Source organism: Halomonas sp. I5-271120, from assembly GCF_030553075.1.
In the GTDB taxonomy this organism is placed as follows: Bacteria; Pseudomonadota; Gammaproteobacteria; order Pseudomonadales; family Halomonadaceae; genus Onishia; species Onishia taeanensis_A.
This window is the reverse complement of the sequence record NZ_CP130701.1, coordinates 1,529,712-1,544,868: the sequence shown is the minus strand read 5'-3', so window position 1 is coordinate 1,544,868 and position 15,157 is coordinate 1,529,712. Positions and strand designations below refer to the sequence as shown.

16 protein-coding genes are annotated in these 15,157 nt (G+C 64.8%); 8 read left to right on the top strand and 8 right to left on the bottom strand.

Annotation, left to right across the window (positions count from 1 at the left end):
• Positions 1-107: 107 nt before the first annotated feature.
• Positions 108-2,291, top strand: a complete 2,184-nt coding sequence (locus Q2K57_RS06845; protein ID WP_304526423.1) for a malate synthase G — start codon at positions 108-110, stop codon at positions 2,289-2,291.
• 327 nt (positions 2,292-2,618) lie between these two features.
• Entirely contained in the window at positions 2,619-3,032 is a 414-nt protein-coding gene (locus Q2K57_RS06840; RefSeq protein ID WP_112055980.1) for a PaaI family thioesterase, read from the top strand.
• Positions 3,033-3,063: 31 nt separating this feature from the next.
• Here Q2K57_RS06840 and Q2K57_RS06835 read toward each other — a convergent pair whose 3' ends face one another.
• Positions 3,064-3,435, bottom strand: a complete 372-nt coding sequence (locus tag Q2K57_RS06835; RefSeq protein WP_304526422.1) for a DUF423 domain-containing protein — start codon at positions 3,433-3,435, stop codon at positions 3,064-3,066.
• Between the two features lie 140 nt (positions 3,436-3,575).
• On the opposite strand from Q2K57_RS06835, the gene thiS reads away from it, so the two are divergent.
• The 3 genes from thiS to trmB are packed head-to-tail and all read left to right on the top strand — an operon-like array spanning position 3,576 to position 5,501.
• Positions 3,576-3,776: a sulfur carrier protein ThiS gene (gene thiS / locus Q2K57_RS06830; RefSeq protein ID WP_112055978.1), complete on the top strand. Its 201-nt coding sequence runs from the start codon at positions 3,576-3,578 to the stop codon at positions 3,774-3,776.
• A gap of 42 nt (positions 3,777-3,818) precedes the next feature.
• Positions 3,819-4,616, top strand: a complete 798-nt coding sequence (locus tag Q2K57_RS06825; RefSeq protein ID WP_092526591.1) for a thiazole synthase — start codon at positions 3,819-3,821, stop codon at positions 4,614-4,616.
• A 60-nt stretch (positions 4,617-4,676) separates the two neighbouring features.
• On the top strand, positions 4,677-5,501 hold the full coding sequence (trmB, locus tag Q2K57_RS06820) for a tRNA (guanosine(46)-N7)-methyltransferase TrmB (protein ID WP_304526421.1): 825 nt from the start codon (positions 4,677-4,679) through the stop codon (positions 5,499-5,501).
• On the opposite strand, the gene Q2K57_RS06815 is transcribed toward trmB, so the two are convergent.
• Positions 5,399-6,592: a DMT family transporter gene (locus tag Q2K57_RS06815; RefSeq protein WP_304526420.1), complete on the bottom strand. Its 1,194-nt coding sequence runs from the start codon at positions 6,590-6,592 to the stop codon at positions 5,399-5,401. The genes trmB and Q2K57_RS06815 overlap by 103 nt on opposite strands.
• Positions 6,593-6,713: 121 nt before the next feature.
• Between Q2K57_RS06815 and Q2K57_RS06810 the strand changes: the two genes are divergently transcribed.
• Complete coding sequence (locus tag Q2K57_RS06810; protein WP_304526419.1) at positions 6,714-7,622, top strand: LysR substrate-binding domain-containing protein; 909 nt, start codon at positions 6,714-6,716, stop codon at positions 7,620-7,622.
• A gap of 399 nt (positions 7,623-8,021) precedes the next feature.
• On the top strand, positions 8,022-9,023 hold the full coding sequence (locus tag Q2K57_RS06805; RefSeq protein WP_304526418.1) for a 2-hydroxyacid dehydrogenase: 1,002 nt from the start codon (positions 8,022-8,024) through the stop codon (positions 9,021-9,023).
• A gap of 64 nt (positions 9,024-9,087) precedes the next feature.
• On the opposite strand, the gene Q2K57_RS06800 is transcribed toward Q2K57_RS06805, so the two are convergent.
• Entirely contained in the window at positions 9,088-10,005 is a 918-nt protein-coding gene (locus Q2K57_RS06800; protein ID WP_112055971.1) for an AEC family transporter, read from the bottom strand.
• 113 nt (positions 10,006-10,118) lie between these two features.
• Between Q2K57_RS06800 and Q2K57_RS06795 the strand changes: the two genes are divergently transcribed.
• Positions 10,119-10,628, top strand: coding sequence for a hypothetical protein (locus tag Q2K57_RS06795; protein WP_112055970.1), 510 nt, complete (start codon positions 10,119-10,121; stop codon positions 10,626-10,628).
• A gap of 79 nt (positions 10,629-10,707) precedes the next feature.
• Here the strand turns inward: Q2K57_RS06795 and Q2K57_RS06790 are convergent, their stop codons facing one another.
• From Q2K57_RS06790 to Q2K57_RS06770, 5 genes are all read right to left on the bottom strand, one after another.
• Positions 10,708-11,796 carry a PHB depolymerase family esterase gene (locus tag Q2K57_RS06790; RefSeq protein ID WP_304526417.1) on the bottom strand — a complete coding sequence of 363 codons (1,089 nt, stop codon included), beginning with the start codon at positions 11,794-11,796 and terminating at the stop codon, positions 10,708-10,710.
• Between the two features lie 22 nt (positions 11,797-11,818).
• Positions 11,819-12,529 (bottom strand): FKBP-type peptidyl-prolyl cis-trans isomerase, encoded by a 711-nt coding sequence (locus Q2K57_RS06785; protein ID WP_112055968.1) that lies wholly within the window; start codon positions 12,527-12,529, stop codon positions 11,819-11,821.
• A 159-nt stretch (positions 12,530-12,688) separates the two neighbouring features.
• Positions 12,689-13,129, bottom strand: coding sequence for a universal stress protein (locus tag Q2K57_RS06780; protein WP_112055967.1), 441 nt, complete (start codon positions 13,127-13,129; stop codon positions 12,689-12,691).
• A gap of 22 nt (positions 13,130-13,151) precedes the next feature.
• Positions 13,152-14,438, bottom strand: coding sequence for a TRAP transporter large permease (locus Q2K57_RS06775; RefSeq protein WP_112055966.1), 1,287 nt, complete (start codon positions 14,436-14,438; stop codon positions 13,152-13,154).
• Between the two features lie 27 nt (positions 14,439-14,465).
• Positions 14,466-15,041 carry a TRAP transporter small permease gene (locus Q2K57_RS06770; protein ID WP_112055965.1) on the bottom strand — a complete coding sequence of 192 codons (576 nt, stop codon included), beginning with the start codon at positions 15,039-15,041 and terminating at the stop codon, positions 14,466-14,468.
• Positions 15,042-15,157: the final 116 nt, after the last annotated feature.

The following is a 15,157-nucleotide window of genomic DNA, read 5'->3' as shown; positions in this document are numbered from 1 at the left end:
TCGAGAATATTCTGGAATTAATTTCCACAAAAAGCCTTCCGTGCCGACGAGAGGGCGCTCGCTGCGGCGAGCCTGGCCGGTTGGTCAGCGTGCATCAGGAGATCCCCATGGTTGAACGAGTTACCCGCCACCGCCTTCAAGTGGCCCGCGAGCTGGATAGCTTCATCACCGATCAGGCCCTGCCGGGCAGCGGCATCGACGCCAAGGCCTTCTGGACCGGCGTCGATGCCCTCTTTGCTGATTTGACACCGCGCAACCGGGAATTGCTCGCCGAACGCGAGCGCCTGCAGCAGAAGCTGGATGCCTGGCATCGGGAGCATCCCGGTCCGGTGAGCGACATGCCGGCCTATCGGGCCTTCCTCGAGGAGATCGGCTATCTGGTCGACGCGCCGAAGACCGTCAGTGCCACCACCGCCAATACCGATCGTGAGATCGCCGTTCAGGCCGGTCCGCAGCTGGTGGTCCCGGTCAGCAACGCCCGCTATGCCCTGAACGCGGCCAACGCTCGCTGGGGCAGCCTGTACGACGCGCTGTACGGCACCGATGCGATCAGCGAGGACGACGGTGCCGAGAAGGGCGCCAGCTACAATCCCAAGCGCGGCGCCAAGGTGGTGGCTTACGCACGCGGCGTGCTCGACCGTGCCGTGCCGCTGGCCACCGGCTCGCATCGCGATGCCGTTGGCTATTCGCTGCGCGACGGCCACCTGCTGGTGCGTCTCGAGGGCGGCCGTGAGACCGGTCTCAAGGATCCGGGCAAGCTGATCGGTTATCAGGGCGAGGCCAGCGCGCCTACCGCCATTCTGATGGCCAATCATGGTCTGCATCTGGAACTGCAGTTCGACAGCAGCCACCCGATCGGTAAGACCGACCCGGCCGGGGTCAAGGACCTGGTGGTCGAGGCCGCCCTGAGCACCATCATGGACTGCGAGGATTCCGTGGCCGCGGTGGATGCCGAGGACAAGGTCGGCGTCTATCGCAACTGGCTGGGGCTGATGCGCGGCGATCTCGAAGAGCAGATCGAGAAGGGCGGCAAGACCGTCACCCGTCGCCTCAACGCCGATCGCGACTATCTGACGCCTGACGGTTCCACGCTGAGCCTGCACGGCCGCTCGCTGATGCTGGTGCGCAACGTCGGCCACCTGATGACCACGCCGGCGATTCTTGACGCCGATGGTAACGAAGTGCCGGAAGGCATGCTCGACGCCGTGGTCACCGGCCTGCTGGCGCTGCACGACCTGAAGAAGGCCGACGGCGCGCCGCGCAACTCGCGCAGTGGCTCGGTCTACATCGTCAAGCCGAAGATGCACGGCCCGGCCGAGGTCGCTTTCGCAAGCGAGTTGTTCTCCCGCGTCGAGGACCTGCTGGGCATGGATCGGGACACCTTGAAGATGGGCATCATGGACGAGGAGCGTCGCACCTCGGCGAACCTCAAGGCCTGCATCCACGAGGCCGCGTCACGGGTCGCCTTCATCAATACCGGCTTCCTGGATCGCACCGGCGACGAGATGCACACGGCCATGGAAGCCGGGCCGATGATCCGCAAGGGCGACATGAAGGGCAGCAAGTGGATCGGGGCCTACGAGCACAACAACGTGCAGATCGGTCTGGCCTGCGGCCTGCGCGGCCGCGCGCAGATCGGCAAGGGCATGTGGGCGATGCCGGATCGCATGGCCGCCATGCTCGAGCAGAAGGTCGGCCACCCCAAGGCCGGTGCCAACACCGCCTGGGTGCCCTCGCCGACTGCCGCTGTACTGCACGCCCTGCACTATCACCAGATCGACGTGGCCGGCGTCCAGCGTGAGCTGGAAGCCAAGGGCGAGGCCGACCTGCTGGATGATCTGCTGACCGTGCCGGTGGCCGAGAAGCCCGACTGGTCCGACGAGGACATCCAGCAGGAGCTCGACAACAACTGTCAGGGCATCCTCGGTTACGTGGTGCGCTGGGTCGAGCACGGCACCGGTTGCTCCAAGGTGCCGGATATCCACAACGTCGGCCTGATGGAGGACCGCGCCACCCTGCGTATCTCCAGCCAGCATATCGCCAACTGGCTCCACCACGGCGTGGTGAGCGCCGACCGCGTTCAGGAAACACTCGAGCGCATGGCGCGGGTCGTCGATGAGCAGAATGCCGGTGACCCGGACTACACGGCGATGAGTGCCGACTTCGCTGCCTCCAGCGCCTTCCAGGCCGCCTGTGACCTGGTGTTCAAGGGCCGGGTACAGCCTGCCGGCTACACCGAGCCGCTGCTGCACCACTGGCGGGCGGTGCACAAGGCGAAGGTTGCGCACTGACGGCGATATCCTCGCCTGGTCTCGCCTGGCCCCTCCCGCCCCGGTGGGCTGAGCCCTGAGTCCTGGTCAGTGTTGGGGCATGACTTGGACGCCCCAGGCCGAGGGACCGATTGACGTAAGCAAGCAAGGCCCCGGAACCTCTGTTCCGGGGCCTTTTTGCGTGGCCTGATGGCGGCCCGGTCTGCCACCTTTGAAGGGGCGTTGGGACTGGGCGCGCGGCCTGCCAATAGGCTATCTTGGGCCCGACCCCCGTGTATCATCGGAACACCTCATAGCAACACCTCATAGCAACACCTCATAGGAACGTCTCGCCGCAGGGAGCCCGCCATGACCGTGATGTCCGCCGCCGCCATCGAAGAATTTCTCGACGAGGCCTTCCCCCATCGCCAGGGCACCATCGAGGGCGTCGATGAGATGCGTGCCACCATGAGCCTCGCCATCGAGGATGAGCACTTGCGCCCCGGCGCCAGCGTGTCCGGCCCGAGCATCATGGGGCTTGCCGATGTTTGCCTGTACGTGGCGATTCTGGCCCAGATCGGTCCCGAGGCGATGGCCGTGACCACCGATTTCAACTGCCACTTCCTGCGCCGTGCCCGGGGTGATCGCGACCTTATTGCCAACGCGCGTATCGTCAAGCTGGGCCGGCGCCTGGCGGTCGGCGAGGTGGAGCTCTATTCTGCCGGCGATGAGCAGCCGGTGGCCATCGTCACCGCGACCTATGCGCTGCCCGACGGCGATTGAAACTTGAGCGCCCTGGCTCTACGCCCAAGCCCTAGGCTCGCCAGGCGCTGAAGCCAAGTGCCAACCAGCCGAGTATCAGGCACAGGCCGCCAAACGGGGTGATCAGGCCAAGCAGCGTCACGCCGCTGAGTGCCAGCGCATACAGCGAGCCCGAGAACAGCAGCATGCCCAGCGTCCACAGCCGGATCACCGCCAGCTGCCCGGCGCGCGGCAGGCTTGACCGCCAGGCCAGCACGCCGAGTATCGCCAGGGTGTGCCAGGCCTGGTAGCGAACGCCGGTCTCGAAGGCCGCCAGCAGCTTGGGGGCCAGGGTGTCGCCAAGGGCATGGGCGCCGAAGGCCCCGGCCATCACTGTCAGCGCGCCGCTGCCGGCTGCCGTCATCCACCATCGCCTATCTCGCATTCTGCTCTCCTGTTCAACTGGGGTCGGTGGGGCGAGTGAGGCCGCTCGCCGCACCTGGCGCCGATGCCGGGATTACCGTACCCCGAGCGCCGCGAACAGGCTACAATATGGGCCCTTTAACAGCCTGTTGAGAGGATGCCATGCAGATCCAGCTCAATGGTGATGCCAAGCAGCTTGCGAGCGAGACCACCGTCGGCGAGCTGGTTGTTGCGCTTGAACTGGCCGGCCGGCGGATCGCCGTCGAGGTCAACGAAGAGATCGTGCCCCGCAGTCAGCACGAGGCCACCCGGCTCGCCGAAGGCGATCGCGTCGAAATCGTGCATGCCATCGGCGGCGGCTAGCTGGCGCGTTCACCGCGCGCCTGCCACACCCGAGGAGACCAGATGTCTGAACGTATCGAGGATCAACCGCTGACGATCGCCGGCCGCGAGTTCGGCTCGCGGCTGCTGGTCGGCACCGGCAAGTATCGTGACTTCGACGAGGCGTCCCGCGCGATCGCGGCCAGCGCCGCCGAGATCGTGACCTTCGCGGTGCGCCGCACCAATTTGGGTCAGGACGCTGACGCGACCAATCTGCTCGATGTGATCCCGCCGAGCCGCTATACCCTGCTACCCAACACCGCCGGCTGCTACACGGCTCGCGACGCCGTGCGCACCTGCAAGCTCGCCCGCGAGCTGCTCGACGGCCACAACCTGGTCAAGCTCGAAGTGCTCGGCGACGACGGCACCCTCTACCCGAACGTGGTCGAGACCCTCAAGGCGGCCGAGGAGCTGCTGGCCGACGGCTTCGACGTCATGGTCTATACCAGCGACGATCCGATCGTTGCCCGTGAGCTCGAGCGCATGGGCTGTGCGGCGATCATGCCGCTGGGCTCGCTGATCGGCTCCGGCCACGGCATCCAGAACCCGCACAACCTGCGCCTGATCGTCGAGCAGAGCCAGGTGCCGGTGCTGGTGGATGCCGGCATCGGCACCGCCTCGGACGCGGCCCTGGCCATGGAGCTTGGCTGCGACGCCGTGCTGATGAACTCGGCGATCGCCCATGCTCGCGATCCTGAGCGCATGGCCAACGCCATGCGTCAGGCCGTGGAAGCCGGTCGCGAGGCCTTCCTGGCCGGCCGCATGCCGCGCCGCCAGAGCGCCGAGCCGTCCTCGCCCTTCGCCGGACGCATCAACGGTTGATCACCGCCGTTGACTGACGACCGCCTTACTTATGACTCACGGATATTCGACCGCCGCCGTATGAACGACGACCGCACCCCGACGCCCGACACCGCAGCCGCCGCTAAGGCGGATGACGCCGCCCCTGCCGCCGATGGCGCTGCGCAGGCGACACACGATGTATCTGTACAAGAGAAGACAACGCAAGACGAGGCCGCGCCGCTGCACCGCCGCGGCATCAAGAGCTATGTGCTGCGGGCCGGGCGCATGACGCAGGCCCAGACCCGCGGCCTCGAGGAAGTCTGGCCGCGGCTCGGCCTGACGCTCGATGATGGCCCTCAGGACCCGGCGACCCTGTTCGGGCGCCAGGCGCCGCTGGTGGTGGAGATTGGCTTCGGCATGGGGGGCTCCTTGATCGAGCAGGCCGAGCGCCACCCCGAGACCGACTTCATCGGCATCGAGGTGCACGCCCCAGGCGTGGGCAAGCTGCTGGATGAGGCCGACAAGCGCGGGCTCAGCAACCTGCGGGTTTACCGTGAAGATGCCCTGCGGGTACTAGACGAGTGCCTGCCCGACGCGAGCCTTGAGCGCCTGCAGTTATTCTTCCCCGACCCCTGGCCGAAGAAGAAGCATCACAAGCGCCGCATCGTTCAGCCGGCCTTCGTCGAGCTGGTGCGCCGCTGCCTGAAGCCCGGCGGCACCCTGCACATGGCCACCGACTGGGAGGCCTATGCCGAGTGGATGGCGGAGGTGATGGCGGAGGCGCCCGGCTATCGCAACACTGCCCCCGCCGAGAGCGCGCCCTATGTGCCGCGCCCCGACTTCCGGCCGCTGACCAAGTTCGAGGCCCGCGGCGAACGACTCGGCCATGGCGTCTGGGACCTGATCTTCGCTCGCGAGGCCTGAGCCTCGCCCACCGGGCGGGCCTGGGTCTGAGGGATCTCCTGGTGCGCGTGCTCGCCATCGAGCGCGTCACTGACCTGGGCTGACCAATGGGATGCCTCCATGTTGGCCTGAGAGGACGTCTGGCTGGTTGCCCGGTCGGGTGCTTGCGTCGAGCTGCTTGAGCGTGGGCGTGAGCCCAGGGCCATCAGCACCCCGGCGGCGGCCACCGCCATCCCCAGCCAGCCAAGCTGCCCCGGCAGCTCGTCGAACAGGACGGCGGTGAAGCCCAGCGTTACCGCCGGCGTCAGGTAGATCAGCGTCGACAGCCGCGCTACCCCCAAGCGTCCCAGCCCGACCACGAAGAAACCGTAGCCGCCGAAGGTGGCAAGTCCCACCAGCCACGCCATCACGGTGAGCGTCTCGGCGTCCATTGACGGCGGCGTCAGAGGGCTGCCAGCGGCAAGCGCCGCCGCGACGAACACCAGCGTTGCCGCCATGAGTTGAGCCGTCAGGCGTGCCATCAACGGCAGCTTCACCCGTGGCATCGAGGTCATGACGCTGCCAAGCGTCACCGCTGCCACCGCCAGCACTGGCAGGGCATAGGCCCAGGCCGGCGCCCCGCCAACTCCTTGCACGTCATCCAGCACGCATAGCCCGGCACCCAGGGTGGCCACGCCCATGCCGATCCAGCGGCCGCGACCGTTGATTTCGCCGAGCCACAGGCCGGCCAATCCGGCGGCGGCCAGGGGCTGCAGTGCACCCACCAGCGAAGCGACTCCGGCACTGACGCCCTGTTGGACGGCCACCAGCATGGCCAGCAGATAAAGGCCCACGGTCAGGCTGCCAATCGCCGCCTCCCGCCCTAGTGACCGCCACGCAAGCTGCTCACGCAGGCCCTGCGGCCCCGACTGTGCCGCCCAGATCAGGGCCGCGATCAGGGTCGCCAGGGCGAAACGCCAGACGTAGAGGGTGAGTACCGGGGTGTCGACGGCGACCGCGAGGCGGCTGCCGACGAAGCCACTGCTCCAGCAGAGCACGAAGCCCGCGGCGATGGACAGGGTCCCGAGTGGCAGACGGTGAGGGAATCCAGGTGTCGATGAGTGCAGTTGCATGGTGTCTCCTAGCGCATCATCACATCCCAGGTGTTCAGCGGTCGTTGGCGATGATGGCGTGGCCATTCTCGGGCGACTAGAGTGTTAAGAGAATCGATTAAAATTGCAGTGAGCCTTCAATATGTCTGAAGTCGTGTCCAGCGCCCTGGATCTTGAGTCGTTGCGCAGCTTTCTGGCTGTCGCGCAGCTTGGCACCCTGGCCGCAGCCGCCGAGCAGCGGCATCGCACGGTCAGCGCGATCAGCATGCAAATCAAGCGATTAGAGGAGCGCTTGGCGACACGGCTGCTGATCCGCAGCGCTCGCGGCATGACGCTGACGCCCGCTGGTGAGTCGCTGATGCGCGAGGCTCGCGCCCTGCTGGGGCAGCATGACCGGCTGCTGGCGCGTTTCACCGGCCAAGGGCTTTCCGGCAGAGTGCGTTTCGGCATGCCGGAGGATTTTGCCCGCGAGCTGGTAGGCCAGATCCTGCCCGAGTTCATGGCTCAGCATCCTGATGTGCTGTTGGAGGCGGTCACCGCGACCAGCGGTGAACTGGCCCGACGGCTCGAGCGTGGTGAGCTGACGCTTGCGCTGCTGCTCGACCGCTCGCACCGGCTCGAAGGTGGCCAGCCGCTGTGGCGCACTTCACCGGTTTGGGCCGCGGCTCGGGAGTACGTGCTCGACCCGACGCAGCCCTTGCCGCTGGGCCTGCATCCGGTGGATTGCCCGTACCGGGCGATCGGCATTGAGGCGCTGGAGGCCGAGGAGCGCGCCTGGTATGCGGTCTTCACCAGTACCAGCGTTCATGCCCTGGAAACGGCGGTGGAGGCGGGGCTGTCGATCAGCGTGTTCGACCGGGAGCGGCTGACGCCGGCGATGCGCGAGCTGGGGCCGGCGGATGGGCTGCCGGCGCTGACCGGCGGCGAGGCGCAGCTTCACCTCGGCAAACGGATGTCGGCGGCCTCGAAGCCCGCAGTGGATGCACTGGCTGCACTGCTCCACGAGCGGCTCTATCAGCGCGGCCTGTGGCGAGAGCGCGGCGCTCGCTGAGGCTGTGCAGAGCATGCTGGCGCTGAGAAACGTGATGACACGGTCGAGCTTGACGGAGGACAAGGCGAGCCCGACCGATGCCCGGCACAATGGCCTTATCGTCTTGAAAGCCAGACAAAAAAACGCCGCCCGGGAGGGCGGCATTAAGACCGTGACTAGCTTGATGAGGAGAAACCATGACAGGGAACCTGACATTCTCTGCATGGTAAGTGGCGCTTGGCGAGCGCCACACATCAAAGATAAGCATTCTCATTTGAGCGGTCAAGCGTAACGAGAATATTTTTCAATAAAAGATCTGACTCTAGGTCTCGCGCCCGTGTTTCCACAAGAGTTTTCAGCAGTTTTTGTACATAGAGTCTTCATACGGGTTTTTACCAGAGTCTTCACAAGGAGGTGTCCGTGTCCCGCGTTGCCGTGTTCAGTGCTCAGCCCTACGACCGTCGTTTCTTCACCGAGGCGTGTGCAGGTCGCGATATCGACCTTCAGTTTCACGAGGTGACCCTGACGCCGGACAGTGCGGTGCTGGCCCAGGGTGTCGACGGGGTCTGCGCCTTCGTCAACGATCGGCTGGATGCCGAGGTGCTGGAAGCGCTGGCGGCCTTCGGCGTGCGTTTCATTGCCATGCGCTGCGCCGGTTTCAACAACGTGGATCTGGCCGCCGCCGAGCGCTTGGGCCTCGCGGTGGCGCGGGTGCCGGCCTATTCACCGGAAGCGGTGGCTGAGCATGCTCTGGCGCTGTTGCTGACCCTCAACCGTCGCACCCACCGGGCCTTCAACCGGGTGCGCGAGGGCAACTTCATGCTCGAGGGGCTTTTAGGCATGACGCTTGCCGGCAAGACGGTGGGCCTGATTGGTACCGGGCGCATCGGCCTTGCCACGGCGCGCATCTTCCGCGGCTTCGGGTGCCGGTTGCTCGGCGAGGACCGTTACCCGAGCGAAGCCTTCCAGGCGCTGGACGGGGAGTATGTGTCCCGGGAACGGCTGTTGGCTGAAAGCGATGTGATCAGCCTGCACTGCCCGCTCACCGATGAGACCCGCTATCTGATCGATGAGCAGGCGCTTTGCCGGCTCAAGCCTGGGGCGATCTTGATCAACACCTCGCGGGGCGGGCTGATCGATACTCGGGCCGCGATCGCAGCGCTCAAGACGCGGCGTCTAGGGGGCTTGGCCATCGACGTCTACGAGCAGGAGACGTCGCTGTTCTTCCGCGACCACTCGGGCGACATCATCGATGACGATGTTTTCCAACGCCTGACCACCTTCCCCAACGTGCTGATCACCGGCCATCAGGGCTTTTTCACCGCCGAGGCGCTCACCGAGATCGCCGAGGTGACGCTTGCCAACATCGATGCCCTGAGTCGCGGCATGCCTTGCGCCAACCGGGTCACCCAGGAAGGCTAAAGCGGCGACTCGGAGAGCAGAATATGGCGTGATAGCCTCGCCAAAAGATCAGTCAGGCAAGAGGTTAGCCCATCACCAGGCCAAGCCACAGCGGCAGGGTCAGCATGGCCAGCAGGGTCTGGGCGGTGATCAGAGCGGCCATCAGTTCGGCATCGCCGCCCAGCTGGCGGGCGAGGATATAGGCCGAGGTGGCGGTGGGCAGGGCGGCGAACAGCAGCGCCACGTCGCGGCTGACGGGGGGCAGACCCAGCAGCAGAGCGAGGCACAGCACCAGCGCCGGCATCAGCGCGAGCTTGATGGCCGTGGCGGCCCAGACGCCGGCCGAGAGCCGCAGCAGAACCTGAGGACGCAGGGCGACCCCCACCGCCACCAGGCCCAGCGGCAGGGCGGCCCGGCCCAACAGACTGACCGCCGCTTCGCTCCAGCCGGGCAGCCCGGTGCCGGTAAGGTTGAGCGCGATGCCTGCCAGGCAGGCCAGGATCAGCGGATTTCGCGCCAGGGCGGCGAAGCTCTTGCCCAGGCTAGAGGGCCCCAGAGTGCCGGCGGCAACGAAGGCCGCAACGCACAGCACGTTGACCACCGGCACCATCAGCGCCACCGCCACGGCGGCCACTGTGGCACCGGCGTTGCCATGCAGGGCGGCGGCCCCGGCCACGCCGACATAGGTGTTGAAGCGCAGCGCCCCCTGGAAAGCCGAGGTAAAGGCCGGCTGGCTCAGCGACAGCCAGCCTCGGCCAAGCCATAGCAGCAGCGCGAAGACGAGCATCGCTCCCAGTAGCACAAGCGCCAGGCGCACCACTGGCACCGAGCCGACCTCAGCGGTGGCCAGGGTCGCCACCAGCATGGCGGGGAACAGCAGGTGATAGATGACCCCTTCGAGGCGCGTCCAGAAGTCGCCGCCGGGCCATCGTGCAACGCCCAGCAGCGCACCCGTCAGAATCAGCAGGAATAGCGGTCCGAGAGCCTGTTCGACGCTGGTCATGGCGTCTCCTCATCCTTGTGGTCGCCCTGCGACATTGCTGCCCAGGGCGTCAACGACAAATGCTGATAAGCTTAACCTTTTAGACATGCCTTGGGAGTGCTGTTTTCGCCGCCATGAACTCTTCCCCTCATGCTCAGGACGATGATGCTCCGCGCTCACCCCTGCTCAATCTGCTGATCATGGTCACTCTGGCCACCGTCGTGGTGGCCTGCTGGTATTTGCTGGACTACTACCTGCGAGACAGCCAGAGCGACGTGACCTGGTATCCACCGTCTGGCGCTTGCGACCTTCACGACGGGCCCTGCGAAGCCAATCTCGGGTTTGGTGGGCGACTGGTGTTTGGTGTTGGCAACGACCTGGCCCCGATGACGACCCTGCCACTCACCGTGGCCCTGGAAGGCCTCGACGCCAAGGCGGTCACGGTGGAGTTCGTGGGGCGCAACATGCCCATGGGGCTGCATCGCTTCCCGCTGAAAAAAGTCGGGCCGGGCACCTTCGTTGGAGAAGGACAGATCGGTTTGTGTACCGAGGCGGTAATGCCCTGGCGTGCCCAGGTGGTGGTCGAAACCGATAAGGCGCGTCGCGGCAGCTGGTTCGACTTCGAGGTGGTCAGAAGCCGTTGAAGCCGTGGCGGGGCAAGACGTGGGCGCTTGAGTGGTGTGCTCTTGCTTCGCTGACTGATTAGCAGGAGCAGGAGAAGGCTCAGCTGTCAGATGCTGCGCCATCGGGCAGGTCGAGCAGTTGTCGAACCATCTTTACCAATCCCGCCAACTGCTTGCCGGCACGGCTGTCGTGCTGAGGTTGCGGCTGCCAGAGACTTTCCTCATAGCCCCACCAGTCCCAGCAGCCCAGTGGGTTGGCGAGGCTGGTGGTGGCCTGAGGGTAGAGCACCACCAGGCCAAGGGTGTCGGCCCACTGATTGAGACTCGTGTCGCGCATGAAGGCCTCGCCGATCGCGGCGGCGTTCATGCTGCAGCCGTGCAGGGCAACGACCAGGCTGCAGGTCCTGCCGGACTCGCAGGCTTGCGGCACATAGAGATAGCCCTGTTCGGCCAGATCGTCGTCGAAGGCTGACTGGTCGAAGGTGAACAACCGCTCGGGTGGTGGCGTTGTCGGGGTAGTAAGGGGCGTTTCTTCCTCACCTGACTCACCTTTCACACTTTCCTCACCATCTTCAGCATACAGCCAGCCAAGCGCCTCTCCGGCCCCATCGAGGCCGCAGTCCAGCAAGTAGGGCGTGCCACCTTCCCGGCAGTCGACGAACTCGGCCGAATCGCTCAGGACGCTGGCGTCCACCGGCCAGCCGTGCCCGGCGTCGGCCTGGCGCACGACCTTGAGCTGCGACTCGGGGGCGGTTAGCCAGTCGCGGTACTGCTCGGCGAGCATCTCGCCCAGAGCGGGCTCTACGGTGGTATCGGCGCTGCCATGCCAGAGATAAACCCGCTGGCCGGAAAGCGCCCTGGCCTGGCCGACCAACCCCTGAGTGCGGTAGTCCGAAAGGCGCGCCTGCAGAGCATCGCGCTCCGGCAGGCCGCGGAGGGTCGACATGCACTGGCCCAGTGCACGATTCAGCTCGCCCTGGGCACAGCCCCATGGGCCAGCGGCGAACACGGCGAGGCCCTGGAAGAGCTCGGGGTAGGCTACGGCAAGCTGGGTGGCCATGTAGCCACCGGAGGAGACGCCCATCACGATGGTGGCGCTGGGGTCGAGGGTGAGATCAGGGAGCGGAGGCGGGGGGGCGTCAGATGGCAGCGCTGGGCCCGCTAGGCCCAGCGCCAGAACGGCAGTCAAGCGTGCCGTTCTCATCCTGAGATCAAGAGTCGTCGGCTTGATCGGCATCCGGATTGACGTCGAGCAGCTCGACCTTGAAGGTTAACGTTTCGTTGGGGCCGATGGGGCCCTGACCGCTGCTGCCATAAGCGAGATCAGCGGGAATGTAGACCATCCAGGTGTCGCCGACGCTCATCATCTTCAGGGCTTCCTGCCAGCCCGGGATGACCTGGCCGACCTGGAAGCTGACCGGCTCACCGCGCTCGTAGGAGCTGTCGAAGACGGTGCCGTCGAGCAACTTGCCTTCGTAGTGGACCTTGACGGTGTCACCGGCACTCGGGGTAGCGCCATCACCGGCTTCCAGCACCTTGTACTGCAGGCCGGAGTCGGTAGTGGTTACTCCTTCTTTATCGGCGTTTTCGGCGAGGAATTCCTGGCCGGTTTCGAGGTTGGCGTTGGCCTCGGCCTTGGCGGCTTCCTGACGCTTGGCCATGGCCTGCTGCTGGAACTGCTGCAGCGACTTCGCCATTGCCTCTTCGCTCATGGCGAGGTCGTCGCCGGCATAGACATCTTCGAGGGCCTGAGTGAAGGACTCGAGGTCGAGATCCTCAACGTCTTGGACCAGGCTCTGACCCAGGGTCACACCCAGGCTATAGCCGAGCTTGGCTTCGTCGGTCTCGGGGGCAGCCAGAGCATAGGGCGCTGCTGCGGTCAGCAGGGCGCCAATCGTGGCGGCTTTAACCAATGTCTTCATGAAGGGTCCTTGCAGTCTTGAGGATGGATACGCAACCCTTCGGACTCTACCAAGCCTGATCGGGTTCCGCATCCGGTCGAATTGTCATGCAGGGTGATCGTATCACCTGATCAGATCACCCGCTTCTTCCACCCGCTATACCACTCTCTAAATCACCCTCTAAACCACCAGGGTCGGGCAGTGGGCCTGACTGGCCACCCGTTGGGAAACGCTACCGAGGAAGGAGGCGCTCTTTTCGCCGCCGGCGCCCTGGGAGCCAATCACGATCAGGTCCACCTGGCGCTTCTTGGCGAAGCGCACGATGGTGCTGGACGGGCGGCCGCCCTTGACGAAGGCGCGCACTTCGGTGGCCCCCATCTTGAGCGCCCGGTTCTTGGCATCCACTGCGATCTCGGAGGCATATTCCTTGAGTGCATCGTCAGGCAGGTCCAGCTTGGCCGGGCGTACCATCGACAGCGATGCCTCGATCAGGCTGTGGTGCTTGAACACGCTCAGCACATAGAGTTCGGCGCCGGTGAGCTTGGCCAACTCTACCGCTCTGAACAGCGCCTCGAGGGCGCCCCTCGAGCCGTCTACGGGTACTAGAATCTTCTTGAACATGGCGTCATTCCCTCCGTCAGGGTCAATCGGCGAAGGCAATATCGCGCAGGAACAGGGCGATCTGCGGGAACATGATCAGCAGAGCCGCCGCCAGGATCAGAATCAGGATGAACGGGGGCGTGCCCTTGATCACATCCAGGTAAGGCCGCTTGAAGATGGCGATGGCCGTGAAGATGTCGCAACCGAAGGGTGGCGTCGCGGAGCCGATGGCGACCTGCAGCGTGATCAGGATGCCGACCAGCACCGGGTCGAGTCCTGTGCTTTCGATCGCCGGGGCGAAGATCGGCGTTAGCACCAGAATCACCACGATGGGATCGACGAACATGCAGGCCACGAAGAAGGCCACACAAATAGCGATCAGCACCCCGGTGGGACCGGCCTCGTTGATGCCGACCGACTCGAGGATCGCCTGCGGAATCTGCGCGAAAGAGATGATCCAGGAGAAACCGTTGCCGACCCCGACCAGAATGAACACCACAGCGGTGATCAGGCCGGTGGACTTGGCGATGGTGTAGATGTCGTACATCTTCAACGAACGGAAGATCACGAACTCCAGCAGGATGGCGTAGAGCACGCAGGCCGCCGCCGCTTCTGTGGGGCTGAAAATGCCGCCATAGATGCCGCCGACGATGATCACCGGGAAGCCAAGCGGCCACAGCGCCTGTTGAACGGCCGTCATGCGTTCACGCCAAGTAGAGCGTGGCTCGGTGGGCACGCCCTTGATGACTGCGTAGAGCACGCAGTAGATCGAGAACATCAGCAGAATCAAGAGCCCTGGGCCGATACCGGCGATGAACAGCTCGCCGATAGAGGTGCCCGAGATGACGCCGTAGATGATCATGCCGATGCTCGGCGGGATCAAGAAGGCAATGTCACTGGCGTTGATGATCAGTGCCAGGGTGAAGGAGTCCGAGTACCCGGCCTTGAGCATCTTGGGGCGCAGCGGCGAACCGACTGCGACCACCGTGGCCTGGGTCGAGCCCGAGACGGCGCCGAACAGGGTACAAGAGGCGGCAGTGCTGACCGCCAGCCCGCCTTTGATATGGCCGATGAAGGACATGACCATGGCGATCAGTCGGTTCGCCGACTGCCCCCGGGTCATGATGTCGGCGGCCAGGATGAACATCGGCACGGCAATCAGCGAAGCCGGACGGATCCCCGCCAGCATCTGCTGGATGAAGGTCTCCATCTGCCCGAAGCCGTTGAACATCATGAAGAAACCGATGACGGCCGCAGTAATCAGCGGAATCATCATCGGGAAGCCCAGCAACAGCAGGGCTATCATGGTCGATACCATTATTGTCGTCATCGCGCGCTCCTGCGAGTTAGCCCTGTGTCAGACTTCCGTTTCCGTGTCTTTATAACCGTCTACTACCGAGGTCGAGAGGTAGACGTCCCGCGTGCGGAAGTTCTTGATGCCAGTCAGGAGGTACTGGATGCCGGTGATCAGAAAGCCGACCGGGACCCAGATGTAGATAATGTAGATCGGAAAGCCAAGGGCGGGCAGGATGCGCCCCTTGCTGTATAGATCGACAATGTAGAGTACCGAATAGTAGAGCAGGAAAAACATCACCAGCGAGGTGAAGAACGAGATACCGATCATCAGCGCCTTGCGGCCACCTACGGGCAGGGCGTCATAGATCGCCGACATGCGGATATGCCGGCCATGGCGCGCCGCATAGCCGATCCCGGCGAAGGTGATCATGATGATCAGGATTCGATTGATCTCGCCGGAGAAGAAAATACTCTCACCGAACACGAAGCGGCCGACTACGTTGGCCACGGTATTGATTGCCATCAACAGCACGCCGATGGCCAGAATCACGGCCTCCAAGCGGCTGATGGCTGTATCGATCAGCCCCAGTACCCCGGGAAGCCCGGAGGTATAGGCTCTTTCTTCCTCGTCGGACATGCACACACTCCCTCGAACGGGTTCCCCAAATCTAGGCCCCCTCGCTGTCAGGCTACAAGAAACACGACAACCGGTAGCGGCCCGATCTCAACGCTGGGTGTACGTTGGGGAATCGG